The 25,004-nt window shown below is 41.6% G+C and carries 19 protein-coding genes and 3 pseudogenes; 12 read left to right on the top strand and 10 right to left on the bottom strand.

What is annotated here, in order from left to right:
* The first annotated feature begins 12 nt into the window (after positions 1-12).
* The 3 genes from V7K49_RS31265 to V7K49_RS31255 all read left to right on the top strand — a co-directional run bounded on the left by V7K49_RS31265 (position 13) and on the right by V7K49_RS31255 (position 3,428).
* Complete coding sequence (locus tag V7K49_RS31265; protein WP_335209115.1) at positions 13-150, top strand: hypothetical protein; 138 nt, start codon at positions 13-15, stop codon at positions 148-150.
* Between the two features lie 571 nt (positions 151-721).
* The gene (locus V7K49_RS31260) at positions 722-1,294 is read left to right on the top strand and encodes a chemotaxis protein CheB (protein ID WP_335209114.1); all 573 of its coding nucleotides are present in this window, start codon (positions 722-724) and stop codon (positions 1,292-1,294) included.
* Between the two features lie 4 nt (positions 1,295-1,298).
* A complete protein-coding gene (locus tag V7K49_RS31255; protein WP_335209113.1) occupies positions 1,299-3,428 on the top strand; it encodes a hybrid sensor histidine kinase/response regulator in 2,130 nt (709 codons plus the stop codon).
* 158 nt (positions 3,429-3,586) lie between these two features.
* On the opposite strand, the gene V7K49_RS31250 is transcribed toward V7K49_RS31255, so the two are convergent.
* Positions 3,587-3,958 carry a DUF2237 family protein gene (locus V7K49_RS31250; RefSeq protein WP_334866024.1) on the bottom strand — a complete coding sequence of 124 codons (372 nt, stop codon included), beginning with the start codon at positions 3,956-3,958 and terminating at the stop codon, positions 3,587-3,589.
* Positions 3,959-4,199: 241 nt separating this feature from the next.
* Here V7K49_RS31250 and V7K49_RS31245 point away from each other — a divergent pair, with 241 nt between their 5' ends.
* The 3 genes from V7K49_RS31245 (at position 4,200) to V7K49_RS31235 (ending at position 5,142) form a co-directional block, all read left to right on the top strand.
* Entirely contained in the window at positions 4,200-4,346 is a 147-nt protein-coding gene (locus V7K49_RS31245) for a hypothetical protein (RefSeq protein WP_335209112.1), read from the top strand.
* A gap of 96 nt (positions 4,347-4,442) precedes the next feature.
* Positions 4,443-4,745 carry a type II toxin-antitoxin system HigB family toxin gene (locus V7K49_RS31240; RefSeq protein WP_335209111.1) on the top strand — a complete coding sequence of 101 codons (303 nt, stop codon included), beginning with the start codon at positions 4,443-4,445 and terminating at the stop codon, positions 4,743-4,745.
* Positions 4,726-5,142, top strand: a complete 417-nt coding sequence (locus tag V7K49_RS31235; RefSeq protein ID WP_335067126.1) for a helix-turn-helix domain-containing protein — start codon at positions 4,726-4,728, stop codon at positions 5,140-5,142. The genes V7K49_RS31240 and V7K49_RS31235 overlap by 20 nt, the downstream gene beginning before the upstream one ends.
* Before the next feature lie 203 nt (positions 5,143-5,345).
* Here V7K49_RS31235 and V7K49_RS31230 read toward each other — a convergent pair whose 3' ends face one another.
* Together V7K49_RS31230 and V7K49_RS31225 are read right to left on the bottom strand one after the other, a co-directional pair.
* Positions 5,346-5,585: a hypothetical protein gene (locus V7K49_RS31230; protein WP_335209110.1), complete on the bottom strand. Its 240-nt coding sequence runs from the start codon at positions 5,583-5,585 to the stop codon at positions 5,346-5,348.
* 216 nt (positions 5,586-5,801) lie between these two features.
* Positions 5,802-5,936: pseudogene (locus V7K49_RS31225) on the bottom strand (Uma2 family endonuclease); the annotation flags it as partial.
* A gap of 276 nt (positions 5,937-6,212) precedes the next feature.
* Between V7K49_RS31225 and V7K49_RS31220 the strand changes: the two are divergent.
* The 4 genes from V7K49_RS31220 (at position 6,213) to recR (ending at position 9,472) form a co-directional block, all read left to right on the top strand.
* Positions 6,213-6,605: a type II toxin-antitoxin system RelE/ParE family toxin gene (locus V7K49_RS31220; protein WP_335209109.1), complete on the top strand. Its 393-nt coding sequence runs from the start codon at positions 6,213-6,215 to the stop codon at positions 6,603-6,605.
* Positions 6,595-7,119 (top strand): helix-turn-helix domain-containing protein, encoded by a 525-nt coding sequence (locus V7K49_RS31215; protein WP_335209107.1) that lies wholly within the window; start codon positions 6,595-6,597, stop codon positions 7,117-7,119. Before V7K49_RS31220 ends, V7K49_RS31215 begins: the two co-directional genes overlap by 11 nt.
* The gene (locus tag V7K49_RS31210; RefSeq protein ID WP_335209105.1) at positions 7,116-8,810 is read left to right on the top strand and encodes a KGGVGR-motif variant AAA ATPase; all 1,695 of its coding nucleotides are present in this window, start codon (positions 7,116-7,118) and stop codon (positions 8,808-8,810) included. The genes V7K49_RS31215 and V7K49_RS31210 overlap by 4 nt, the downstream gene beginning before the upstream one ends.
* Before the next feature lie 104 nt (positions 8,811-8,914).
* Entirely contained in the window at positions 8,915-9,472 is a 558-nt protein-coding gene (gene recR / locus V7K49_RS31205; protein WP_273764321.1) for a recombination mediator RecR, read from the top strand.
* A 315-nt stretch (positions 9,473-9,787) separates the two neighbouring features.
* On the opposite strand, the gene V7K49_RS31200 is transcribed toward recR, so the two are convergent.
* The 4 genes and pseudogenes from V7K49_RS31200 to V7K49_RS34825 form a co-directional block, all read right to left on the bottom strand.
* Entirely contained in the window at positions 9,788-13,639 is a 3,852-nt protein-coding gene (locus V7K49_RS31200) for a CHAT domain-containing protein (RefSeq protein WP_335209103.1), read from the bottom strand.
* 171 nt (positions 13,640-13,810) lie between these two features.
* Complete coding sequence (locus V7K49_RS31195) at positions 13,811-14,497, bottom strand: hypothetical protein (RefSeq protein ID WP_335209223.1); 687 nt, start codon at positions 14,495-14,497, stop codon at positions 13,811-13,813.
* Positions 14,498-14,856: 359 nt separating this feature from the next.
* Positions 14,857-16,257 (bottom strand): annotated as a pseudogene (locus V7K49_RS31190) (cadherin-like domain-containing protein); the annotation flags it as partial.
* A 561-nt stretch (positions 16,258-16,818) separates the two neighbouring features.
* A pseudogene (locus V7K49_RS34825) lies at positions 16,819-17,307 on the bottom strand (DUF4347 domain-containing protein); the annotation flags it as partial.
* Positions 17,308-17,992: 685 nt separating this feature from the next.
* On the opposite strand from V7K49_RS34825, the gene V7K49_RS31180 reads away from it, so the two are divergent.
* A complete protein-coding gene (locus V7K49_RS31180; protein WP_335209101.1) occupies positions 17,993-20,119 on the top strand; it encodes a DNA polymerase III subunit gamma/tau in 2,127 nt (708 codons plus the stop codon).
* Between the two features lie 60 nt (positions 20,120-20,179).
* On the opposite strand, the gene V7K49_RS31175 is transcribed toward V7K49_RS31180, so the two are convergent.
* Entirely contained in the window at positions 20,180-21,586 is a 1,407-nt protein-coding gene (locus V7K49_RS31175) for a glycosyltransferase (protein ID WP_335209099.1), read from the bottom strand.
* 731 nt (positions 21,587-22,317) lie between these two features.
* On the opposite strand from V7K49_RS31175, the gene ebsA reads away from it, so the two are divergent.
* The gene (gene ebsA / locus V7K49_RS31170; RefSeq protein ID WP_334866044.1) at positions 22,318-22,692 is read left to right on the top strand and encodes a type IV pilus biogenesis protein EbsA; all 375 of its coding nucleotides are present in this window, start codon (positions 22,318-22,320) and stop codon (positions 22,690-22,692) included.
* A 189-nt stretch (positions 22,693-22,881) separates the two neighbouring features.
* On the opposite strand, the gene V7K49_RS31165 is transcribed toward ebsA, so the two are convergent.
* Both V7K49_RS31165 and V7K49_RS31160 read right to left on the bottom strand, forming a co-directional pair.
* On the bottom strand, positions 22,882-23,514 hold the full coding sequence (locus tag V7K49_RS31165) for an RloB family protein (RefSeq protein WP_335209097.1): 633 nt from the start codon (positions 23,512-23,514) through the stop codon (positions 22,882-22,884).
* On the bottom strand, positions 23,499-24,815 hold the full coding sequence (locus V7K49_RS31160) for an AAA family ATPase (protein WP_335209095.1): 1,317 nt from the start codon (positions 24,813-24,815) through the stop codon (positions 23,499-23,501). The genes V7K49_RS31165 and V7K49_RS31160 overlap by 16 nt, the downstream gene beginning before the upstream one ends.
* Positions 24,816-25,004 lie beyond the last annotated feature (189 nt).

Here is a 25,004-nt window from a genome sequence, read left to right as displayed (position 1 = left end):
CTTCCGCACCTGATGCAGCATAAACCAGAAGACCCTAATCCAAAATCTAAAACCGTTCGACTGAGCATTCGCGCAGTATTTCGTAGAGAAGCCGAAGTCCAAATTCTAAAATCTAAAATCGCTAGTCAAACTTCAATGATTGATGGATAGTCACTAACATCACCACAAGTATCCATCCATAAATAACCAAAATCTGTTCAATATGTGCGCGGTGCAATACGCTTAATCATGTCTTAGCTTTTTGTAGACAAATCTAGTAAACTTGCCTATAACGAATAACTTTTTTGTGATTAATTTCCTCATGCTAATAGTCTGCAATAGCAATTTTTGATGTAGCTAAACCAAATCGCTGTCGTTTGTTGATTTGCTTAACTTATCTTTTAGCTTAAGTAAATTTTTATGAATTGTCAAAACAATAATAATTAAAATTTAAAATGTTAGTTAGTTAGCAAAAAAATATTTCCATAATGTATCGATTTTGGCATTAAATAATATTTTAAAAAGCCTATTTACAATATTTTTCTGTAAAATATTTCACAATGATAAAATTTTTAATTGTAATGCAAATAGCAAAAATATATAATTTTGATTAGTTGGTATAAAAGCGAATCAAGGTAAGTTAGTAGCTGTGGTGGAACTGGAGAATGCTGAAAGGATTTTATGAGCCATCAAGTCCCACTAAGATTGAAACCCACATTCTACAGGTGTGAGGACTAAATAAGTGTCGTTTAAAATTGTGGTAATTGGTACTTCTTTGGGCGGATTATCAGCATTAAAAATTATCCTGGGGAACTTACCAGCAGACTTCTTAGTGCCGATCGCGATCGTGCAACATCGTCACAAGGAGTCTAACAACACACTCCAGGAGTTATTACAAGAATCTAGTTCGTTGCCGATTCGAGAAGTGGAAGACAAAGACGAAATACTACCAGGACATATTTACCTAGCTCCAGCAGATTATCACTTGCTGGTTGAACCAGGTCACTTTGCCCTTTCAACTGATGAGCCTGTTTCCTATGCCAGACCATCTATCGATGTGCTGTTTGAGTCAGCAGCCGATGTCTACACCCAGCAAGTTATTGGTGTAATATTGACAGGAGCAAACCAAGATGGTATGCAAGGTCTTAAGAAAATAAAAGTGCGGGGAGGATTAACTATCGTACAGGAACCTGCCACAGCTGAGAGTAACGTTATGCCAGAGGCAGCAATTTCTGCTGTTGCAGTAAACTGGATTTTGACACTAAAAGACATTGCTTCCCAGATGGTCAAGCTTTGTCACTCATCACGGAAATAAACCGATGCAGATTGAACCCAAAGTAAACATCCTCCTAGTGGATGATAAACTAGAAAATTTGCTGGCACTAGAGGCAATCCTAGAAAAATTGGGAGAGAATCTCGTGAGAGCTACTTCTGGGGAAGAAGCTTTGAGGTGTCTGCTAAATCAAGACTATGCGGTAATTTTGCTAGATGTGCAAATGCCAGGGATGGATGGTTTTGAAACTGCTACCTTGATTCGCAATCGGGGGCGATCGCGTCACACTCCAATTATCTTTCTCACCGCCTTTAGCAGCAGCGACCAAATGCTCTTTAAAGGCTATGCCTTGGGTGCAGTTGATTATTTGCTCAAACCATTAGACCCGAATATTTTGACTTCTAAAGTCACAGTATTCGTAGAACTATTTAAGAAAACAGAAGCCGTCAAGCAACAAGCAGCGCAGCTGGTAGCTGTGAATGCCGAACTCAGGCAAAGTGAAGAACGATTGCGATCGCTGAGTACCTGTTCACCCGTTGGCATTTTTGAAATTGATACTGAAGGAGGCTGTAGGTATACTAATCCTCGCTATCAGACAATTTGTGGCTTGAAAGCGGCAGAGAGTTTAGAAAAGAGATGGCTAGAATCTGTTCATCCAGAAGATAGAGAACGAGCCGTTACCAGTTGGTCTGACTACATTCGTGAAGGTCGCAACTACTCTGAAGAGTTTCGCTTTCAAACTGCTCAAGGCATCGTCCGTTGGGTACAGGTTCGCTCATCACCGATGCTTTCCGGTCAAGGAGAATTGCTGGGATATGTAGGTACTCTCGAAGATATTACTGAACGCAAGCAAGCAGAAGAAGTCCGCGCTCAAGTAATTCGAGAACAGACGGCAAGACAGGAAGCAGAAGCAGCAAATCGGATGAAAGATGAGTTTCTCGCCGTTCTCTCTCACGAACTCCGTACACCCCTAACCTCGATGCTGGGCTGGTCAAAAATCCTCCGCTCTAAGAAACTTGATGAGAAAGCCACTTCCCGGGCCCTAGAGGCGATTGAACGCAACGCGATGTCTCAGATGCAACTAATTGAGGATATCTTAGATGTATCCCGGATTATCCGTGGTCAGTTGCGATTAAATGTATCTGCTGTGAATCTGATTTCAGTGATGGAGGCAGCCCTAGAGGCAGTGCGTCCCCTAGCAGAAGCAAAAGATATTAAGTTAAATACTGTCCTGGATACTTCGGTAGGGTCAGTTTATGGCGATCCAGCCCGGTTACAGCAAGTTGTCTGGAACCTATTAACTAATGCCATTAAGTTTACCCCTAAGGGTGGCAGGGTAGAAGTTAAGCTATCTGCCTATTTTGGATCTTCGATTTCAGATTTTGGATTGGGATCTGATGGTGAAAATTTAGACTCTTCAAACACTGATGAAGGCAGTAATCCAAAATTCAAAATTCAAAATTCAAAATCTCAGTACGCCCAAATTCAAGTTATCGATACAGGGATTGGCATCAGTTCGGAGTTTTTACCCAAAGTATTTGAGCGTTTCCGGCAAGCAGACAGCACCACAACCCGATCGCACAATGGACTAGGACTAGGACTAGCGATCGTCCGTCATCTAGTGGAGTTGCATAAAGGTACAATCTTTGCCCAAAGTCCAGGCACAGGAGAAGGAGCAACCTTTACTGTCAGACTGCCACTGCTACAAGACAATAGGGCTAATAGGGGAAATAGAGAAGCCAGAGGAGAAATTTCCTCCCCTGTGGCTTCTGTGCCCCTGGCTGGATTAAGAGTTTTAGTTGTAGATGATCAAGCAGATACCCGTAACTTTCTCAGTTTTATGTTTGAGGAATATGGGGCGATCGCCACTGCGGTAGCATCAGTTGATGAAGCGCTAACAGTAATTGAACAAGCAAAAGCAGATATCCTGATTAGCGATATTGGCATGTCAGAGCAAGATGGTTATACGCTGATTCGGAAACTGCGCTCTTTAGAACCAGAAAAAGGTGGACGTATCCCGGCGATCGCTTTAACAGCGTACACGCGAGAGGAAGACCGCTTAGAAGCGCTAAGAGCAGGGTTTCAGCAGCATTTATCTAAGCCAATTGACCCCACTAAATTGATTGCTATGGTTGCCAATGTATTAAAACTACCTCTGGAAGTTCCAGTGAGTTGATTTGGAATTGGAGAGTGGGGAAGAGGCAGGGGAGCAAGGGGCAGGGGGCAAGGGGGAGAATAAAAAATTATCTATTTCTCCTCTGCTCCCAGCAAGAACTGCCCCTCTGCCCCTTCCCAATACTTCGGCTACGCTCAGTACAAGTGCCCAATACCCAATCAAGAAGAAGTTAGGGCATGTTTTTTGAGTTCGTCTAGGGAAACCATTTCCAAAGCTCTAGCATGAGTTGCAGAGAGGATGACGGGTGGAGCTACGCCAGCTTCGAGAGCTTCTTGCCAGCGAGAAGCACACAAACACCAGCGATCGCCAGGCTTCAGTCCAGGAAAATTAGAATCAGGAACAGGTGTGCTCAAGTCGTTCCCCCGCGATTTGGTGAACTCCAGGAATTCTGATGTCACTTCGGCACATATGACGTGCGACCCGAAATCCTGGCCACCTGTGCTACAAAAACCGTCGCGGTAAAACCCGGTCATGGGAGAAGTGCAGCAGACATCTAGGTTTCCACCGATTACGTTTTTAGCTTCTGTCATCGTTAATTCGTTGCACTTGATTTTTCACTTCTATATAAGCTTATCTTGACACTTTCCTAGTTGAATTAAAATCGCTATGCCTTATTAATTCGGAAAAGCAGGGAATTCTAGAATCACTACTCATACCAAGTTGTCAACCTTACGGTTATTAAGAATGGTGCAATATCTCAGTAGAATCTCTAGGCGTAGACAGTATTGACACTGTGGTAATTAAAGTTTTACGAAGTTATAAGGGTTTGATGTGCTACTCAAAAGCGCTATCTTTAATCAGATTTTTGGCGATCGCCAACACCGGACGGGTAAGCGATCGCACTTGCTAAACCTGGTAACAAGTATCTTTTTACCGAAATACCGCGATTGGGGTGAAGTGAAAAACCTCAATCATTAAGCTATTGACACCGACTTAGCAAATTGCTAACTTAGAAATAACTACTACTCGCCAGGGAGATGCTTGTGATCTTTACTCTAAGGAAATGCATTTACTATGCACATTATTTCTACCACAACACTGAAACTTTTTTATCAAAAGTATTCTGATGCTGAGTCTAGTTTACGTGGTTGGAACAAAGTTGCAAAATCAGCCAAGTGGCAGAATATACTTGAAGTTCGTCAAGCTTTTAACTCTGCCGATCCAGTAGGTGAACTTACAGTTTTTAATATTCAAGGAAACAAGTATCGCTTTATTACTTATATTGACTATCAAAGCAAAAAAATATTTATTCGTAACATAATAACCCATACAGATTACGATACCGACAAATGGAAAAATGACCCTTGGTTTAAATAAACGCCCTACCTACATTGAGCTACTGCAAGCATTTCCTCCTCGTCCTATCAAGACTGAAGAAGAGTTATTTGCCACCCAAAAAATTATTGATTCTCTGATAGACAGCGCCCCGCTAACATCAGATGAAGAAGATTATCTTAATGTTTTAGGTACTCTAGTTTACGAGTTTGAACAAACGCAGCAGCCCGTGCCTGATATTTATGGAGTAGATTTACTTCGGGTTCTTATAGAAGAAAATGGGCTACTTCAAAAAGATTTAGTACCCATTTTCAAAACAGAATCTATTATATCGGCCATATTGAAAAAGCGGCGTAAATTAACAACCAGACACATTGAAGAACTAGCAGAATTTTTTCATATTTCACCTGCTGTTTTCTTCCCAAATAGTCTAGAATAACTCGTTATTGGTTGAGTGTAGAAGTGCGATCGCACTTGCTAAATCTGGTAATAAGTATCTAAATATTCATGCTACGGCCGATTGAACCTTAGCTCGACTTTATCCATTTTTTGAAAACACCAACGCTGAAGGTGAAACCTTTGTGGGACAGTAGTTTTACTTTATGAAGTTCAACAATAAATAGTGACATGAAAAAGTTTGTGCTAAAAAGCTAGGGTTTTTGCCGGATAAAGAAAACTTAAGTGCTCATTTTGGATAAAGTCGAGCTTAGAGGATGTTTGAAATGCATCATAACCTACCTCAAGAGAAATCATGGTTGCTGTTTCCACAGATTGACTATCAACTGCGGCTTTTGATCGGCTAGGTTCACGTCCTGCTGCCACGCGAGTCCATTGGTATAATTTATCATGCACTTTCCAACCAAATACGATCCTTGTAGGCAATAGAACCAAAATAGAATAATAATTTCGTCTAATTGTTCTGTGATGCGATCGCTACGATAAGTTTGCAGGTATTCTTGAAGTGCTACTGCATACTAACTGACTGCGGGAAAGCTCCATACGTTGTGCAAATTGTTCAGCCGCCTCGAACAGGGCATCAGGAACAGAAATTGCTCTCTTCATGGCAAGGGTATAACTGTGGTTATACATCGGACTCTAACTGTAATGAATTAGGGTTTCTGGAGTCATTTCCACAATTTCGCCCGCTAGCAACTCTACACTGCGATCGCGCAAAATCCCCGCTAAAATCATACGATGATAGTCATCCACAGACCATTTGGCTAGCGTTTTCATGCTCACATCATCTCTGTCAGTCTGACTTAATTTTACAGTGTCTCAAAAAAGCGATGCCTGCGGTGGTCACTGAGCTTTGTCGAAGTGCAGGCTGCGCCTACGCTCCTTACAGTTAACCTCGCCAACCCGATAGGCTCAAAACTGCTGCACTGATAGCCTACCTGTATAACGACTGAACTCACTGACAATCAAGACAACCGAATTTTTAGGTTGATAATATTGTAATATCGACTAATATTCCAAATATGGCATATTAGTTCAGGGTGTGAGGAGCCTGTGGTGAGTGAAGAATGGCAGATTATTTACTACCAGGAGGTAGACGGGACTCAACCAGTTGAGGAGTTTTTCAATGATCGTTCGCTCACTCAGGGCGAATTGAAGCAGTTTCAACAGCGCCTCTACTATCTAAAAAACAAAGGATTAGTCTTACTAGTCGAGCGTTCAGATATTTTAGACAAAATAGAGACAGAAGATAATCTTTATGAATTACGTTTGGATAACACTCCTAACAATATCCGTATCTTTCTCTGTGCTTTAACACCTAAGCGTCTAATTTTACTGCACGCTTTTAAGAAAAAGGGGCGTAAAACTCCACCAAATCAAATTAAGATTGCAGCTCAAAGGCGAGATTTGGTAGTAGCGAAGGAGGATAAAACAGATGAGCAATAATCCCCATCTAGGCGGCGATGCTTTGGCTTCCTTAAATGAAATTGTCCAAGATACACCTGAGAATCGTCTCGTCGAGCGTCAGGAGATTTTTCGGCTTGCTTTAACTCAGGCAATGCGAAATGTACGTAAGCGGCTTGGACTTACCCAAAAAGAAATGGGTGAACGGTTTGGTGTGGGACAAAGTTGGGTATCTAAGTTGGAAGACATCAATCATGATCACACATTTGACTCAGTACTTGCCTACTTAAATGCTTTAGGGGCAGATTTTGAGGCAGCGATTATTGTAGAAAAGCAGCGGATTGAAATAATTGCAGCAAATCTGACTGTGGATAAGATAGACGTAGAGGCAGCCATCAACACAATATTTGAAGATGCTAAAGACACAGAGCTAGTGAACGAAGTACCAACCCCAGATTTTAACTTAATCTCACCGAAAGAGAGAGAGACATATTCTGAGGCACAGCATGTTCGGCATCGACAAGGATGTTCTTGGGGGAGGGATAGTGTGGCATGAAGACAATTACTTTTTATTCGTATAAAGGTGGTGTTGGTAGAACACTGGCCGCAGTAAATTTTGCACTTTATCTAGCTAAACTGGGTCGAAAAACTGTTTTAGTAGATTTTGACCTTGAAGCACCAGGTTTAGACGCAAAGTTTGCCCAGTTTTCTGGATTTGAATTACCAGCTAATCAAAAAGGACTCCTCGATTACATCCTAGATTATCAGCAACAAAATACTGATCCAGGAAGCATTGAGCAAATAAGCCTTCAGGTACCAATTCCTTCAAAAAGAACTTCACCCTTGTGGCTCATTCCAGCAGGTCAGTATCTCTCTGATGAGTATTACAGAAAGCTGACTAAGCTTGACTGGAATTTATTATTCTCTAAAGAACGTGATGGAGTTGCGTTTTTTCAACAGTTTCTTGCCCGGATTGAAAAAGAATTACAGGCAGATTTTGTGATTATAGACTCCCGTACAGGCATTACCGAAATAGCAGGTATTTGTACACAGCAGCTACCTGATGAAGTTGTCATGCTGTCTCCTTTGAGTTCAGAAAGTATTAAAGTAAGCAAGCATATTAAGCGACTGATTGAGCAAAGTGCAGTAGCCAAAGCGCTTGGAAAGTCAATCGATGTTAAAGTTGTTGTATCACGCGTACCAAAACCTAAAGATTTAGACAGCTTTAAGCAAAGATGTTGCCAAATTTTTGAAACAGATGAGACTAAACTGTTCTTTTTGTTTTCCTGTGAGAATCTAGAACAAGAAGAGTTCTTGGCAATTGCTGATCCTGACAGTAATAAGGAACTAGTAAGCAATTATGTACGACTCTTCTATGGATTGAATTTAGAACTTTCTAGTGAAAATATTCGGGCTGGGATTGAGCAAATAGGTAGTCGCTTGCTCTTTTCATCTTCACTCGAAAAGTCAGAAGAGGATGTTTTAGAGCTAGTTGCACTCTATCCGCATCCAGATGTATATCGTGCTGCTATGCGGTTCTTCAGGTTAAGGGAGAACACAGAAAAATTAAGGTCTTTTGGTTGGGAACTGCTTGAGCTATTACCAACTGACCAAGAAGCACAACAAATTCTTGCAGAAAGCTATTTATCTGAGCGAAAGCTTGATAAACAAGATAAGAAAAAAGCTGTGCGTGTCATAGATCCCCTATGGCAAAGGGAAGAACTTAACTCAGAACAATCTGTACGCTACGCAGATATATTGGAAGATTTAGAAGAATATTCTAAAAGTTTTGATGTTGTTTTTCCTTTGTGTGAGGATCAAGAACTTGATGATGATATCCAAATACAAGCAAAATTGATTGCAGCTAGAACAGCTTTTAAGTTAGACCAAACTGAGATTGCAGCGAGATTAATTCCAGATATTCCTCCGAAGCAGCTAGGAGGTTCGCTTATCTTTTTAGCAATAGAAACTTTGAAAGATAATGGAGATTTGGAAGGTGCGTTTGAGTCAGCTAAACAGTTTATACGCCGAGAGTACAATCCTATAGTGATAGAGCAAGCAGCTAGTTTGGCTTACCATTTAAATCGTGTCAAAGAACTAGAAGATGCAATACGTTCACTTGCAAAATTCCGTACCCTAAAGGACGAGAGTTTTTACCAAAACTTAAAGGACTGCGGATTATCTGAACTAGCACATGAATTACAAAAGTCATCCTATAAATATTCATCGGGTCAGAATATTAAATAACCAATCCAAAAAATCTTGTAAAAGTGTCATCATAGTTATGGTAAAAACATTTTGGAGACAAAACCACGGTTTACGCACGCCCTTTAGCACGATTAATTGAGCAATTGCAACGCTTGCCAGGAGTTGGCCCCAAATCTGCCCAGCGACTGGCTTTGCATATTTTGAAGCGCCCAGAAGCAGAAGTTGAAGCTTTGGCACAAGCTTTAATTGAGGCAAAAAAACAAATAGGCTTGTGTTCTGTTTGCTTTCACTTATCGGCTGAACCTGTTTGTGAAATCTGCCGCAATCCCAACCGTGACAACAACACTATCTGTGTCGTAGCAGATCCCCGCGATGTGATTGCCCTGGAAAAAACCCGCGAGTACAAAGGCAAATATCACGTTTTGGGTGGGGTGATTTCGCCAATTGATGGAATTGGGCCAGAACAGTTGACTATACTGGCTTTGCAGCGGCGGGTGAGTCAGCAAAAACCTCAAGAAGTGATTCTGGCAATTAGTCCGAGTGTGGAAGGGGAGACTACGACACTGTATGTCGGTCAGCTACTGAAACCATTTACTAAGGTGACGCGGATTGCCTTTGGTTTGCCTGTAGGTGGTGATTTAGAGTACGCCGACGAAGTGACCCTGGCAAGGGCATTGGAAGGACGCCGGGAGTTAGATTAGGCTTATTTAAAAGTTATAAACTTTAGATTCAAGCCTTCTCCACTCCTTAGTGTTGGTGACTCAATTTTGGATTTTAGATAAGAATTCAGTACTCAGGAGGAGGCAGTGCATTGGGCGGGTTCCCCGACTTTCGCGCAGCGTCTCCCTTAGGAGAAGCAACTGCCGTTTCAGAAGTCAGAATTTATAGAAGGTTTAATATCACAAGTAAATTCATGAGTAAAGTAAATTAGCTCCTGATTCTTCCACTATTCTGACTCCTGAATTCTTACGATTTTAGATTGACCTTATGAATTATTTTGACTAAGTTTCAAAGGATTAATTTGGCTTACCCATAATCGTGAATGCCGCCCAGTAGTAAGGATGATTATAAAGATTTTTGTCTGATGCCATTTTACTATTTCTATATAGCTGTGTCGCTAAATAAGTTTGAATTCGTAATTCCTCAGGATGCAGATTATTCAAGATATCTTCATACCATTTTGTCAGTTCGCCAGCAGTTAGTTCTTTCAACCATCGTGTTGCTTCAGCTAAGGCAGTAACTGCTGATTTATTAGGCTGTAATCTTCGGTAAAACTCTATCATTACCAAGGCACTAGCTGAAGATTCTACACTCCAAAGAGTACTCACTACATGAGGAACACCCTGACTCACAAAACCACTCATTAAACTCACATATTCGCTGCTGATAGTGTGGTTGCTAGTACTTAAATTTTCACACGCAGACAGAGTAATAAGGTTGTAACTTGCTAGATTGTGTTGACAGATTTCATCTAAAGTAAGTTTGTCTTCTCCTGCTAATGCTAATTCTGACTTTTTAGGTTCAGCCAAATTATTAGTGACACGACCCGTAAAATGAAATATGTTGTAATTATCAAATAAGGACTTTTCGACAATATTTTTCGTAGCTTCAGACCCCTGAATTCGTTGAATATTATTGAACATCTGGCTCACAATTTCAGACTCAAGTTTGGCAAATTTTAGTGTGGGATAACCTGCACTTTCAGGATGTTCAACACTGAGCAATAACTGATTTTGCCACTGCCAAATCTCTTCAGTTTTTATTGGTAAACCTATTTGGGCACTAGGTAGATAAGTGACGGTAAAATTTGATTCCACATTCGGCAATTCTTCCTGGGATGGAGAAGAGAGATGGAAAAGGGTATGAATGGGCAATCTGTACAAGTCACGGTGAGGAATTAAAACCAGTTGGGTGATGCCTTCGAGTTCCTGTGCAATTGTGGAAATATTCAGGATGTCATACAGTTGCACTAGCTTCTGTTCCATATCAACTCGCCAAGAATGCTGGCTTTTACTTTCTTTGTCTTGGGCCGTGCTGCGATATTCTTGGTATTGTTGATGCCAATCTTCTAGCCAACTTTCAAATTCAATTAGGCGTTGCACTGCTTCGGGTAGCGGCAATTCATTTAGACGGATAGCGTCTTCTCCTAAAGGTATTGCCCCAGGATCTTGCATGGGTGTAAACAGGAGGATGGGTGATGGCGCTTGGTCTTTAAGAATAAATGTGTGTAAGGCGACTGGACTAACATGCCAGTAAATAATTGCTGTTGTGGGATTGAATAGTTGTTGAATTGCGCCATAATCAGGTGAGTAAATCTGATCATTCCAGCCAGAAAGTAGCCAGTTTAAACAAGCATTTTTGCCTTGTTCGGCAATTTCCCAGGCTTCAACTAAATCACCAGACTCTACAGCTAAATCAACTGCCAACTGCTTAAAGCCTGTAAATTTCAAAGCTAGCTGTTTTTTACTTTCATCTGAGCGAGTTTCTTCACTCAATAATTGTCGCAATAAATCTGTGCCGCGTTGCTGTAATTCTTGAACTTGTGTTGTTTGTCCCAAACCCATCAGCACTTTGCTTAGAGATTGCAAAACCTCTAAGTGCAACTGCGGAAAATATTCTAGTGTCAGGGTTAACAGCGCCTGATGATACTCAGATGCAGCTTTGCGCCAATAATCGCGCGTATTGGTATGTTTTTTGCCTTGGTCGTAGTAAGTATTAGCGATCGCAACATGTAATCTACCCCAACCTTCTGGGTGGGTATCTGTCCGCAGATGCTTTAACCCTTCTTCGTAGCTGGCTAATTTTCCTTCGTAGCCGCCCTGTTGTAAGGCGGGATTTGTTGCTGTTATACTACTCGACAAATTCAGCAATCCGTCAGCATTCACTAAGTTGCCGACGGCGGTTCCACGACCAATCCAAGCTTCCCAATAATCTTGTTTAATTTGCAAAGCGTTGTCATAACAGGCGATCGCTTCAGCAAATTGTTCTAAATAAAACAGTGCTACTGCCTGATTATACCAAGCTAAGTGGAAGTCGGGTTTAATGGCGATCGCTTGTTGATAGGAGGCGATCGCTTCAATGCGGCGTCCTAAATTGTCTAACGCTATACCCCGGTTGTACCAAGCTAAGTAGAAGTCGGCTTGAACTGACAGTGCTTTATCCCAGGAAGCGATCGCTTCTGACCACCTTCCTAAATTAAACAGGACTACACCCCGGTCTATCCAAACTTCGTGGTAGTCTGGGTCAATTTCTAGCGCTTTGTCGTAAGATATAATCGCTTCTGCAAATTGTTCGCTTACAGCTAGGGCTATGCCTCGGTGATACCAGTTTTCCTGGTCTTCTGGTTCCAGATGGAGCGCTTGGTCATAACTGGAAATAGCTTCTGGTAGCCAACCTAACTTCAGCAGCGCCAAACCCTTGCTAGACCAAGCTTCTTGGTAGTCTGGCTTGATTTCTATGGCTTTGTCAAAAGAAGCGATCGCTTCTTCAAAGTATCCTAATTCTCCGAGAGTTCCACCCCGGTTGTACCAAGCTTTGTAGTAGTCGGGTTTCAGTTCTGTGGCGGTTTCGTAAGATGTGATCGCTTCATCAAAACGTTCTAAATGAAACAGCGTCAAGCCTCGGTTAAACCAATATTCGGAAAATTCTGGTTGCAGTTCGATGGCTTGGTCATAAGATGCGATCGCGCTTAACAAATCACCTGTTTTAGCTTGCTGAAGACCTTGATAAAACCACGTTTGAGCCTGGGTAATCGGATTATCGCTATGTCGCTCAATAATACCAGGGGAATTGCTGCTTTGAACTGCCAAGTTAGAAGCAAGTTGCTGGACTAAATTGGTACTTTGATCCAATCTCACCCACAACTCATCTAAGGTATTTGCTACATTTGGCTCTAAATTGGTCAAAGTGTTATCCCAGGTTTCCACTGAGTCAGACGTTGCTAATTCAGTTCTTTGTCTAGTGGAAAGGAGATTTGCTGGTGTCTTAGTTGAAGTAACTTTCTCTTCATCACCGAACTTCAGTTCGGCTAATGAGGTGATTGAATCTTCCGCTGCGGGGACAGGGAGATTTTCTCTTATTGTAGTTTGGGCATCTTCTCGTTCATACTCCAATACCAGTTCCTCTAAATTCTTGGTCAATCTTTCCTCAGAAGAGGCATTTTCGGGCGCTGGCGTTATTGCTTCAACATCTGGAACATCATATTCCCATAACTGCTCACCTAAGCTTTGGATTAGCTCTTGCCCAGGTGTAGTTAGGAGAATTTCTTCATTGGTTTCTACGACATTTTGCTCATCATCCTCCCATAACTGCTCGCCCAAATTGCGGATCAGTTCTTGCCCAGGAGTAGTTTCTATTACATTTGGCTGATCATATTCCCATAACTGTTCGCCTAAATTGCGGATCAGTTCTTGCCCAGGAGTGGATTCTGTGCCATCTTGCGCCTGATTCTCCTCATCCTCTATCTGTGTGGGTGAGTTTTGCATTAGCCGGATGCCAATGTCATAGGCAATGTCTCCAATTCTGCCAATACCAAGTTCCCCCAATTGCACCATCTGTGTTGCTAACAGAGGATTCGGCGTCGGTGAAGCTAGCAAGCTTTCACCAAACATCACCAACCAATCTATCCAGCGTTCAGCCGGAATGCGATTTTCGACCCGTTGCAGATACCTCAATGCCCACTGTTGTCCTCGTGCTTGATGCACGCCTTCTAGCAATTGGATAAACAATTGTTCCAGATCCGCATTGGTTAGTTCTGGTAGTATCTCCACCAGATTGTGTCTTCTCCCACGCTTGAGAGAACTAGTCTGCTTACTTTTAATGAGGCGCTTTAAAAACCTTTTAAGCGACTGTGATATCCGCCTGAGCATCTGCCACACTCTTGGATTTTGTTTTTCTAGATTGTAGCCATCGTTGTGTTAAAAAAATCATCAATTACGTAAAAACTAATTAGATCCGGATAGCGCTTTCGTCGCAGGTTAGCAAAAAATATACAAAACTTCAAGAGTACAGCATTACAACGTTACAATTCCCAGATTCAACTAATTTTCTGTTTGCTCTGTAGTCGATTCACCAGCAGGGTATAATTGATTAATCAATGCCTGCACAAGCACTTGGGGATCATCTGTCTCAACGGCAAGCTGTTGAGCAATCTGCTGGCGTAAGCTTTCATCCTCCTGCAACATCACAAACAACTGTTCTAGGGTGACAGTTTGGTATTCTCCCTCCGGGAGGTTTTCTGGCGCATCTGCTGACTCTAATATTGGGTCGGTTGGCTCAGATGGCAAAGTAGTGCTAACAGCATCTGGCCCCTCATATTCCCAAATTGGTTCACCTTGATTGCGTGTCAACAACTGCATCCCGATACTATAGGCAACATCTCCAATTTCTCCGATGCCCAACTCACCCAGTTGCACCAACCGCGCAGCTATTTCATTATTGGGTGTAGGTGATGCTAGCAATCTTTCACCAAAGCGCCCTAACCACTCAACCCAGTCTTCAGTTGTAATCCGATGTTCAATATTATGCAGCCACTTTTGCGCCCATACTTCCCCTCGTGCTTGATGTACTCCTTGCAATAGCTCTGTGAAGAGAAATTCCAGATCCGTATCGCTTAGGGGTGGTGCTGGTTCTTTTTCCACATTCCCCCTAGATTTTGAGGCAGCCTGTTTTCCACCAAACAAGCTCTGAAAAAGCTTTTTGAGCCATTGAAATAGCCGCTTGAGCATCTGCTGCACCATCGAATATTGCTTATCCTAAAATTGTAGCGATCGCACTGGACTATGGCGCTAGTTCAGTCAATAAAATGTATGTATAGACAGAAAATCTCTTTTTTCCTCTAGGGCATTGGGCACTTGTACTGAGCGGCGTCGAATTATTGGGCAGAGGGGAAAGACTTACTGCAACTTTCCTTCTGCTCCCCTGCACCCCCTGCTTGCCTCAACAAATAACTAAACTCAGTGCCATTCGGCTTTAGCCCCTACTACAAACCTTTAATTATTCACGCTCACTTACTTAAACCAATGGTGCTTAACAACATTGCTTAACATCGGCTCGACTGAGTATAGGCGATGTTTAATAATTTAGACTAGGCGATAGTCAGATTGACTCGCACGATCATATCGTTGAAATCTTTGTCACCACCACTTGCTAAATCCTCAAAGCCAAAAACATTATTCCCTAACAAGCGAATGTGATCTACTTTATCAACGTTAGCTCCCAAGAATGGGAAGTAAACTGCTGGATCGTTATTTGGATTGCTATCAAGTAAAACATCAGGCGTACCATTAGTAATAATAAATGGTGCAAAGATAGAACCTGGCTGGAAAGTTCCTGTGGAAGTTGCACTACCTTAATTATTAACTGTCAAGTCAATGCCTGCAACCCGCCCACGAACTGCGGCTTCAGTATAACCAGCCTGTCCGGTGAGAATATCTGCTTTGCCATCTCCGTTGGTGTCAACGCCACCATTCTCATCAGCTACTTGATAGAAGCCGATGAAATTCTTGAAAGCTGCTTCTCTGTTGACCACAAAATCAGCTTTTACCTGACTTGTGACACCGCGCAAATCAATCACTTCTCCTTGGGGGTTTCCTTGCAGATTTGTACCCAGAGGTAATGAATCATTTGTGGACTGAATTTTTACCACCAGATTACTGAAGTCAGCAGCGTTATTACCAGAGCCATCTTTCCACGCAAGGGAAAAGTCATCATTCCCCAAGTCTGTAATCTTTTGCGTTAAAGGATCAGAAAATAGTATGTCTGTGAATGGACTTATTCCAGCCCGTATAGCATCAGTTGTGCTATTTTTCACCAAATAAAATCTGAGGTTATCACCGGAGTTAAATTCCAACAGATGTGTCAAATTGTCAGTATTAAACCCATTGGGAAGATTGGCAATAGCAGAGAAAATTACCTTAGCTCGGTCTAAAGCTGCTTGGGCATAACCTGCTGCGCCTGGAGCAATACCATTGATATTACCTTGAGCATCGTCAACGGTAAACACTCCTAGTTCATTTACAAGATTAGAGCTTTGTCCGGTGAGAGTAACTTGAAGTTTTGATTTGCTACTGCTATTAGAGATTTTAAAGATATCATCCGCAATTTTTGAAAGCTTGAAGGTAGGCGCATCATTTCCCCTGTCTAGGCTAAAGGTGCCAGTTGCGGGGGTAATCCCACCCTTGGCATCGATGACGTTGTAGTTAAGGCTAACTGTACCCTTGTAGTTAGCAGCAGGGTTAAAGGTGTAAGTTCCATCGCCATTGTCAGTCAGAGTGCCATTGGTAGCAGTTAATCCAGAAACGGAAAGGGTATCATTGTCAACATCGGTGAACCCTTGTAAGAGTTGAACGGCAGTGATGGCATAAGCGGTATCTTCTGTGCCATTGCTGAGGGTGGCTGCTGTTCCGGTGAAAGTAGGCCAATTGTTTCTTGTTAAACCGATTGCTGAACCATTGTTGAGAACAGAAGAGTTAAAAGAATACTGACTTCCATTGCTTTCATTTTCTTGAACACCAATGGTAGCAGAAGCGCCTCTGTCATTAATGCCATTACTGTTCTCGAAAATTACGTCATTATAGACAAAATCAATGTTATTAGTCCCTTCGTAGAGAACAGCTTGAAAACTAATAGAACCAATCGAGGTATTAGACCGATAATCGTAGTGACCTGCATTCCATTGAACAATGAACTTGCGATTACCAGGACTGCCAATCGTTTGATAGTAAATTTTATGACCAGCTCCAGATATACCATATAAGTCGTCCCAATAAGGCATAAGAGAAGGTGCACTAAAGTCACTCGTTGGTAAACTTGTATTGGTAAAAGTAGTAGTACCTTCACCGAAGTAGATTGTCCCATTGGTGCTTACTCGTACACCAGTTGTATAATCAACGTTATAGAAATTGAAGGCGAAAGGTAAACTGGGTAAGTCAAATATTTGATCATCAACATCGTTTATATCTATAAATGAACCTGTTCCACTAATATCTATAAAAGCTGTATTGGCTGGTTGAAGTACATAGTTTAAATTGGGCATAACCCCTGCATAAGCTACCATCGCCTCAAGGGTAAAAGCTTTACTTGTGGTAACGTTACCCAATGTTATTTCTAATTCCCAATTTCCCCCTAAAGCTGCATTCCCTGTCAGACTCTCAGAAGCAGCAATATTTGCCCCTGTTAACTGGTACAATTTATTAACAAATTCTTCCCCCGCATCTCCGGCTGCAACATTACAACCGTAGAGCATCAAAGTCAGTCCATCTCTTAACCAACTTTGCAACTGAGATGTGTAAATATTCAGGGTATCAAGACTAAGTTGACTGTTACCCAAATACAGACAACCTGGTGAACCGTGAGAAACAATGTGAAGTGTATTAACTTCTGGCCAGTTTTGCAGAATTTGGGAAATTTGGGCTACACCATCTTGCTCACCAGAAAGGACGTGCGCTTCAATACCAGGTAAAACCCCCTGTAATAAAGTCTCAATATCATTAACAGTCGCATCAATAAAAAGCAGTTGAGTCCGTCTGTAATTCATGTTTTGGAAAATTTTTGGTTTACTGATTAAATATTGCTGACTGTTTACTATTTAAAAGCAAACGGAAATAGCGTCCTGATTCTTTGTAGAATAAGGACAAATACTATACAATTGCTACTGTTATGCAACGCCTGAAAATCTTTAACTAAAGAAATCTCAAAATGTTAGTTTATGTAGCATCAGCCTCCAAGTCACAAGTTATTAGGAGTAGTTTTAAAAGGCATTTTTTTTGTAGTTTATGTAAATCTAACGATACTTTCTCTTTTAAACTACAGTATAAACACTTAAAGAATTGCGTTTCTGTTCTAAGTATAGTTTGAGTATATATAGGACTTACGCACTGAAGCCTGAAACGTAGATCCCCCTAGCCTCTTAAGGAGGTTGGGGGATCTGAGTGCGTAAGTCCTGATTGAGCAATAGTTATTCTTGCCCACTCCCAATTTTTCTATATAGAACAAACGTACTAAATGATATGCTATAATTCCCATACATTGATCTTGAAATCATAGTAGAGGATATGCTCTGGCTGCAAGTTTCCTGAGTGCCAAAATTTACGGCATTAGTTGAGTCTTCCGCTATGGCAAAATCGACAAACAAAGCAGGTACGAGAGTTTAAAATAGTTGAATCCTAAACTCGACTCGGTGCTAGTAATTAACTTTGAAAGGCATTGAAGTCTATATTTTCATGTCTTACGAACCCCTGCACCACAAATATCGCCCCAAAAGTTTTGCTGAACTGGTGGGTCAAGAGGCGATCGCTACTACCCTCACGAACGCGATCGGCACATCCAAAATCGCCCCCGCCTATTTATTCACTGGGCCCAGAGGTACGGGGAAAACTTCTAGCGCCCGGATTCTGGCTAAATCCCTCAATTGTCTCAAAAGTGACAAGCCGACTGCTGAACCCTGCGGCGTGTGTGAGGTTTGTCAGGGGATCACCAAGGGCTATGCCTTAGACGTAATTGAAATTGACGCCGCTAGTAATACTGGTGTTGATAATATCCGCGAGTTAATTGAAAAAGCCCAGTTTGCTCCTGTGCAGTGCCGCTACAAGGTTTATGTAATCGATGAATGCCACATGCTCAGTACCCAGGCATTTAACGCGCTACTAAAGACACTAGAAGAACCACCGAGACATGTGGTTTTTGTATTGGCGACAACAGACCCGCAACGGGTGTTACCAACAATTATTTCGCGCTGTCAAAGGTTTGATTTTAGACGCATTCAGTTAGAAGCGATGGTCAAGCATTTAAGTGCGATCGCCTCTAAAGAAAACATTCATATTTCAGACGATGCTGTAACCCTGGTAGCCCAACTTGCTCAGGGAGGGTTGCGGGATGCCGAAAGTCTACTTGACCAATTGGGTTTGTTAGCGGGTGAAGTAACACCGGATAGAGTTTGGGATTTGGTTGGGACAGTGAGCGAACAGGACTTACTGGGGCTTTTAAATGCGATCGCTCAAGATAAACCCGAAGCAGTTCTGGACTGTACCCATAAAATTCTAGATCGTGGGCGAGAACCGCTAACTCTTCTGCAAAATCTTGCCGCCTTTTACCGCGATTTACTGATTGCCAGAACAGCACCCAACCGCCACGATTTGGTTGCTTGTACTCAGCAAACCTGGACAGCGCTGGTTGAGTTTGCCCAATACTTCGATATGAGCGCGATTTTGGCAGGACAGAAACACCTGCGAGAAGCTGAAGTGCAAATTAAAAATACCACCCAGCCGCGTTTGTGGTTAGAGATAACATTACTAGGATTGTTACCGAGTGCGACGAATATTCACCCACAAGCCCCAAGTGTCGCGCCGCGAGTTAACACACCTGCTGTATCTCCAAGCTATCCTCCAGCAGTTGCCCAAAATCACGCCGTCTCTTCTTTACCTCTAGCTGATCCGCAAACAAATCATAATTCTGCATCTCCCAATCACCTAGCAGCTGCCCAAAATCAGCCCGTCACTTCATCTGCCGCAGTTGAACGGCAAACAAATCACAATTCTCACCTAGCAGCTGCTCAAAATCAGCCCATCACTTCATCTGCCGCAGTTGAACGGCAAACAAATCACAATTCTGCTGCTAACTCAGTTTCACCACCAACCCCAGAACCTGTATCTGTTCCTGTGCCGCCTGCGAAAATCGAACCAGTAACTTCAGAAGTTGTTGAAGAAGCAGAATATGACTTAACTCAGGTTTGGCAACAGGTGCGTGCTAATTTTCCGATGCCTTCCAGACAAGCTTTATTGGGGCAAATGTGCCAGCTAATAGAGTTTAACGGTACTGTAGCGCGTATTGCTGTCAAAGGTTCTAAATGGTATGAAACACTTAAATCTGATCTGCCGATGATGAAGGCAGCTTTCCAGCAGACTTTTAAGCATGAAGTTCAGGTAAATCTGGAACAAGTAGGCTCTGTAACTCCTACCTCAGCTAGAAAAGCTCCTCCGCCAAAAGACTCTACTCGCGTTCAGCAACCGCCTACTCCCAGTTACAACCAGCAAATTCCACCTTCAGCGCCAGTACCACAGCCAGCAACTCAACCACCGGCAACAGCACCAGTAAAAACCGAGCCGGTAGCAAGGAATGGAAATGGTGTAAATGAAAATGGGCCAAATGGAAATGGGGTGTTCGCTTTGCCTACAGCGCCAAAGCGAACACCCACAGCTGATTGGGAACCTGACGAAGTAGCGATCGCAGCTCAACGTCTAGCAGAATTCTTCAACGGACAAATTATCCGCTTTGCAGAGGATTCAACACAATTCTCCGATTCTATAACTACACCTGAGTGGGTAGAGGAATCAGAAGTTGATGATGAATAAAAAAATGCAAAATTATTTTTGCTAATTTTGCATTTTAAATTTTAAATTCTCCGTTAGGGACTATTCCCCATTCCCCGTATGCAAGGTTTTCACCCATTTCAAGCGCTTTGGTCTTACCGACATGCGGGCAGTAGTACTGCTCATGACCACTAACCAGTGCAACATATATAAACTGCCACGCAGGGTTTGCACCAGCATCAGAAAATATGTAGAAAGTGGGAATTTCTGATCTTGACGTATCCGCCTTAGACCTGTGTACATCCCCACCATCGACATAGTAACGGACAAGCCTGTGATCGGACTTAACATTGGTGGACGATGACGGGCGATCGCCATTAGTAAATCTGGTACTGTTGCTGTCGGCAAGATATACATAATCAGCATAAAAATCAGCAAATCCCAGCTTTTGCGCCATCCCATGCGGTTTTTGAGAATTAAATCCCAATAATCCAAATAGCGTTGATATCCGCCTTCTGCCCAACGGTTACGCTGATGCCAGAGTGAAACAGCACTTGTCACTCCTTCTTCTTGCACTGCTGGATGAAAAACACACTCAATATCCCATTTTTCTAAATGTAAGCGGATTGTCAAATCCAAATCATCGGTAATGGTTTCCTCGTTCCAGCCACCGCAGCTTTCCAAGGCTGAACGGCGGACAAATTGACCATTGCCCCGCAGTTCGCCAATACCACCAAGGGCAGTCCGCTGTTGCTGAAACCAGGTATCAAGTGCCATTTCTGCCATTTGACCCTTAGTCCAAAAGTTTTCTTTAGCGTTGGCGATCGCTTTTCGCACCTGCACCGCCCCCACCTTTTCTCTTTGAAATAAAGGTATTACCTGTAGTAACAAGTCTGGTGTCACTTGGGCATCAGCATCAAATACTGCTATAATGTCACCTTTTGTCAGTGGCAATACTTGATTCAACGCCCCCGATTTGCCACCACTAGCTTCTGCTGAACGCCTTAGTACTTTCAGTTGTTCGTGTTTCTGTTCTAGTTCTGCTAATAAATGTGGCGTGCTATCACTGCTGTGATCGTCAATTATCCATACTTCGTACTGCCCACCTGGATATTCCAGGTTACAAAGATTATTGACTAATTTAGCAATTACTGCTTCCTCATTTTTCGCAGCCACTAGCATAGATACAAAGGGCAAATCTCCCTGTATTTCTTTTGGATAGCGACGGGATTTAGCAAACACTACCACCAAGGCATGAAATCCTAGAATGGTGGTCAGTCCAAGAATAAATATGGAAGCCCAAGAAACTAAATGTAGAGCGATCGTGCCACTCCAGACGATAGTCAAGACTAGAGCTGCTTTGCGTCTACGACCTTGAAACTGGGATGTTAGAGACACAGGTTCTGTCTCAGACGCTGACTCCTCATCTACTGATAGGTCAGACAACAAGGAGTTGAGCGAATCAAGCTCTTGATAAGAATCTTCTTCGGGCCAGGAATTCGCTGGCATAAGTTAGTTGATTTAAAAACCAGTATTTGTCTACAGTTAGTAATTTTACGGACAAATATCCCCAAGCTACTTTTCCCGATATTAATCGAAATGGGCAAACTGCAATACCCGCTATCTCTAAGCTACAAGCCGCTGGGACTACCTTTGTTTTCACCGCCACTGTGCTTAATTACCTTATGTTAACCACCTTTGCTACTCTTAGACAGAGGCTTAATTCCTTTGATAACCACTTGGGTAGGAAGCTTGTAAAGTCGGACTTTCACTAATGGAAACTCCAGATTAGGAAAAGTGATCACAAGGTAACAGCAGTTTGTCGTTGCCAGCAATAGCAATAACGACATCCACCACTTTCCAGTGAGGATTTTTAGTGTTATTGCCCCCAGCTTCGATAAAGTTAATGCTGCATCATTGTAACCGAAATTTTAATATTTCTTAGCAGTAACTTCATTTATGGGAGATTGGGCATGAGGTATCGGTCAATAGTTCTTCTTCCCTTGCTCCCCTACTGTGTGCTTTAGACACATTTTTTGGGAATACTACTAAGAGCTACTAACGCTCTTTTATATCTCTGAGGAGAGAAAAATAAGATGCTGACCGCTTTATCGGCAAAACCAAAAAAAATCCTTGTTTGGAACAAAGCACGGAGAAACAAGGTTTTAAATATTCTCTAATGAGAGTAATAAAAGAACGCTAATATCCCAGTTGCTAACTAACTTGAGGAATATTTAACTATGTCTATTGAGCAACTCCAGCCTGTCACTCAACAACAAGCCAGTGTTTACTTACCTTATATTCAGGGCGCTAGGCGTAATTTCTTACCCTATGCCATCAGTCTCTATCAAAAAGGGGTCTTGGAGGGACAGCGGAAGATAGAAGCCAGTGAGCATGTCCCGTTTGTCGCCTCCTGGAATGTTGCTACTTTACCCTCAGACTTAACGCGTTGCCGAATCCAGTTTGATGGCAACGCTGATCTAAGTTACGAACTGATGATGGCCAGTTTTGAGTTTATTAATTTTTTAATTGAACTTATGGACAACTATAAACGTCATCGTGCGACCGATTTTTCACAACCGTTTTACCGCAAGCTACTGCGTATAGAAGATTGATTAAACTCAGCCGGACTTTTGCAAGTTCGGCTTGTTTTTAAAACTACCCTATGTAATTATTAAATTTATCACTATTTCATTAGCGATCGCATAAATTCTTCAAATAAAGCCACGACGCGTGAACAACCACCATTTTTTAATCACGCACTAATTATATAAAGCTGATTAAAATAATTTTAAGTAATTTCTCTAACTATTCTTTAAACTTAATAAACTACTAATCAGTTTAGCCAAGCCACTACAGCAGGGATTTGAATGCTCATATAATTCATTACGTTCTATCTGCTTTGCCATCTTCTCAGCACGTTGAATCGCTTGTTCAGTTAACGATTTCAATGGTGTTGGATACAAGCACATTGATTTGTCGTAGTCGGGTATATGCATTTCAAGCAAATTAACTAACCTATCACGAGTAATTTGTGCAAAATGGTCTTGAAAGTGAATTAGATACCAGAGTTCAAAACAAGGATTTGTAATTGCCAGATTAATCTTTTGACTTTTAGCTCGATTTATTGCACTTTGCCAATTTGCCAAACTTTTTTCAATATGCTCATCTCCGTCAAAAACAGCCCAAGCTTTATCTTCTTTACTCCACTGCTGGTTATCTTTCCTCTGCTGTCGTTCTTCGATGAGTCTTTCAATAATACTACGTGGATCAGTTCTGTTTTGATGAGGCAATACAATAATATCTAAAGTTGGCGAACGTAATTCATTGCGGATACTATTGAAATAAATTGGTTCTGTTTTACTTCCTTCACAAGCAATTAGTATTTTCTGAGCAATATTTCTGCTAGGTGGGCGACGATTTAACTTTCTTGGCACTGCTCATCACCCTGTAAAATCATTTCCTCTTCAGATGGGAGAAATGGAACGGCCCCAAAACGACCATCTAAATAAGCTTTATCAATTGCCAAATCATTTCGCACATGGAAATCAGTCAAGGGATACAACTCAGTGCTTTGATCAGAGCGCTTTTGTGTAAACCAAATTTGGTCGCGTCGTAACAAGTTGTTTCTTTGTAACGTGTTATCATGACTAGTTAAAATCAGTTGAGCACTTTTTGGATTTGTTTTAGAATTTTGAAATATTCTAATAATAATTCTTACAATATTAGGATGAATATTTGTACCTAATTCATCAACAATTATCAATCCTCCTGTTTTCATAACTACTACTATCAGAAATACTAAACTAAATAAGCGTTGCGTTCCAAGAGATTCTTCATCAAAAAGCCAGGCGACTAAACCACCCTCATGGGTATTATGTATAGCAAATATATTGTAGTTATTTGGATCATCATATTTCTTTTCAATTTTGATTGTTGATAGTCCAGTGTCAAATTTTTGTAAAATTGGCAATACTTCTTCAATAATTTCATTTAATATGGAACTCTCAGTACCTTGCAGTAATGTGCTCGGGGTAATATCATAGTTTTCATTTCCCAAATGAATTCCAATAAAGCGAATTTTTAACCAGCGGATAAGAGACTCAACGACATCTACTTTTAGCTTTAATAATGTGCTAATAAATAACTCACTTTTTCTAATACTATCCTGGAGTTGATTATGAGAACCAGCAAAATAATCACCAGTTTTCCATATAAACTTTTTACTAACTTCATCCCATTGGCGATTAAATAAACGACGAGTCCGTTTAGTTGTGTTTAAAGCATAGTCTAAGTTTTCTGAAATTATCTGATTTTGATTAATTACTAGTGAATAAGTATAAATATTATTATCGAATAAAGCTCTTAATTCAAACCTTGTAGGTTTTTGAGCAGAGATGCTATCTAACTTGAAAGGATCTAGTTTTCCATATTTAAAGATTCTCTGGAATTTCACCGCTTCCTGTGTGCCGTGAGACATCATAAGCAATAAATAATCGAGAGCTTGGATAACATTACTCTTGCCTGACGCGTTAGCTCCAAAAATTGCCAGAACAGGTAAAATCTCAATGTCCCACCCTTCAACATGATATCCAGGTGCAATTTCATGATCTGACTTCACCCGTTTGCGTTTGCTGCTTTGGCTTGTTTGACGATCGCTTTGTTTTTGAGCAACCGCACTTAGGGTTACAGGTTCTTTAATTGAGCGGTAGTTTTCAACTGTAAAATCTACAAGCATAATTCAACGCGCACAAGGCAGTTTTTTGTGATTTATTCACGTAAATATTATCTTAAAGGTAGGCAAATCTCCACTTTTACCACAACAGATCATATGAATTAGCAGCCAGTGTAAGCTATTACCAGCAAATTCTTACACTTTAATACACGCAGTAATCCAGAACTCACCACAAGATAATTAGATCGACAA

Source organism: Nostoc sp. (assembly GCF_036919675.1).
Classification (GTDB): Bacteria; Cyanobacteriota; Cyanobacteriia; order Cyanobacteriales; family Nostocaceae; genus Nostoc.
The sequence above is the reverse complement of the archived record's forward strand: the minus strand, read 5'-3'. Positions and strand labels throughout refer to the sequence as shown.

Excerpts from the sequence above, each read along its gene's own strand:
- V7K49_RS31200 (WP_335209103.1), bottom strand. The coding sequence starts at position 13,639 with ATGCTCAGGCGGATATCACAGTCGCTTAAAAGGTTTTTAAAGCGCCTC.
- V7K49_RS31250 (WP_334866024.1), bottom strand. The coding sequence starts at position 3,958 with ATGACAGAAGCTAAAAACGTAATCGGTGGAAACCTAGATGTCTGCTGC.
- V7K49_RS31240 (WP_335209111.1), top strand. The coding sequence starts at position 4,443 with ATGCACATTATTTCTACCACAACACTGAAACTTTTTTATCAAAAGTAT.
- V7K49_RS31265 (WP_335209115.1), top strand. The coding sequence starts at position 13 with ATGCAGCATAAACCAGAAGACCCTAATCCAAAATCTAAAACCGTTCGA.
- V7K49_RS31215 (WP_335209107.1), top strand. The coding sequence starts at position 6,595 with ATGAGCAATAATCCCCATCTAGGCGGCGATGCTTTGGCTTCCTTAAAT.
- ebsA (WP_334866044.1), top strand. The coding sequence starts at position 22,318 with ATGTCTATTGAGCAACTCCAGCCTGTCACTCAACAACAAGCCAGTGTT.
- V7K49_RS31160 (WP_335209095.1), bottom strand. The coding sequence starts at position 24,815 with ATGCTTGTAGATTTTACAGTTGAAAACTACCGCTCAATTAAAGAACCT.
- V7K49_RS31210 (WP_335209105.1), top strand. The coding sequence starts at position 7,116 with ATGAAGACAATTACTTTTTATTCGTATAAAGGTGGTGTTGGTAGAACA.
- V7K49_RS31175 (WP_335209099.1), bottom strand. The coding sequence starts at position 21,586 with ATGCCAGCGAATTCCTGGCCCGAAGAAGATTCTTATCAAGAGCTTGAT.
- V7K49_RS31255 (WP_335209113.1), top strand. The coding sequence starts at position 1,299 with ATGCAGATTGAACCCAAAGTAAACATCCTCCTAGTGGATGATAAACTA.
- V7K49_RS31180 (WP_335209101.1), top strand. The coding sequence starts at position 17,993 with ATGTCTTACGAACCCCTGCACCACAAATATCGCCCCAAAAGTTTTGCT.
- V7K49_RS31195 (WP_335209223.1), bottom strand. The coding sequence starts at position 14,497 with ATGCTCAAGCGGCTATTTCAATGGCTCAAAAAGCTTTTTCAGAGCTTG.
- V7K49_RS31235 (WP_335067126.1), top strand. The coding sequence starts at position 4,726 with ATGACCCTTGGTTTAAATAAACGCCCTACCTACATTGAGCTACTGCAA.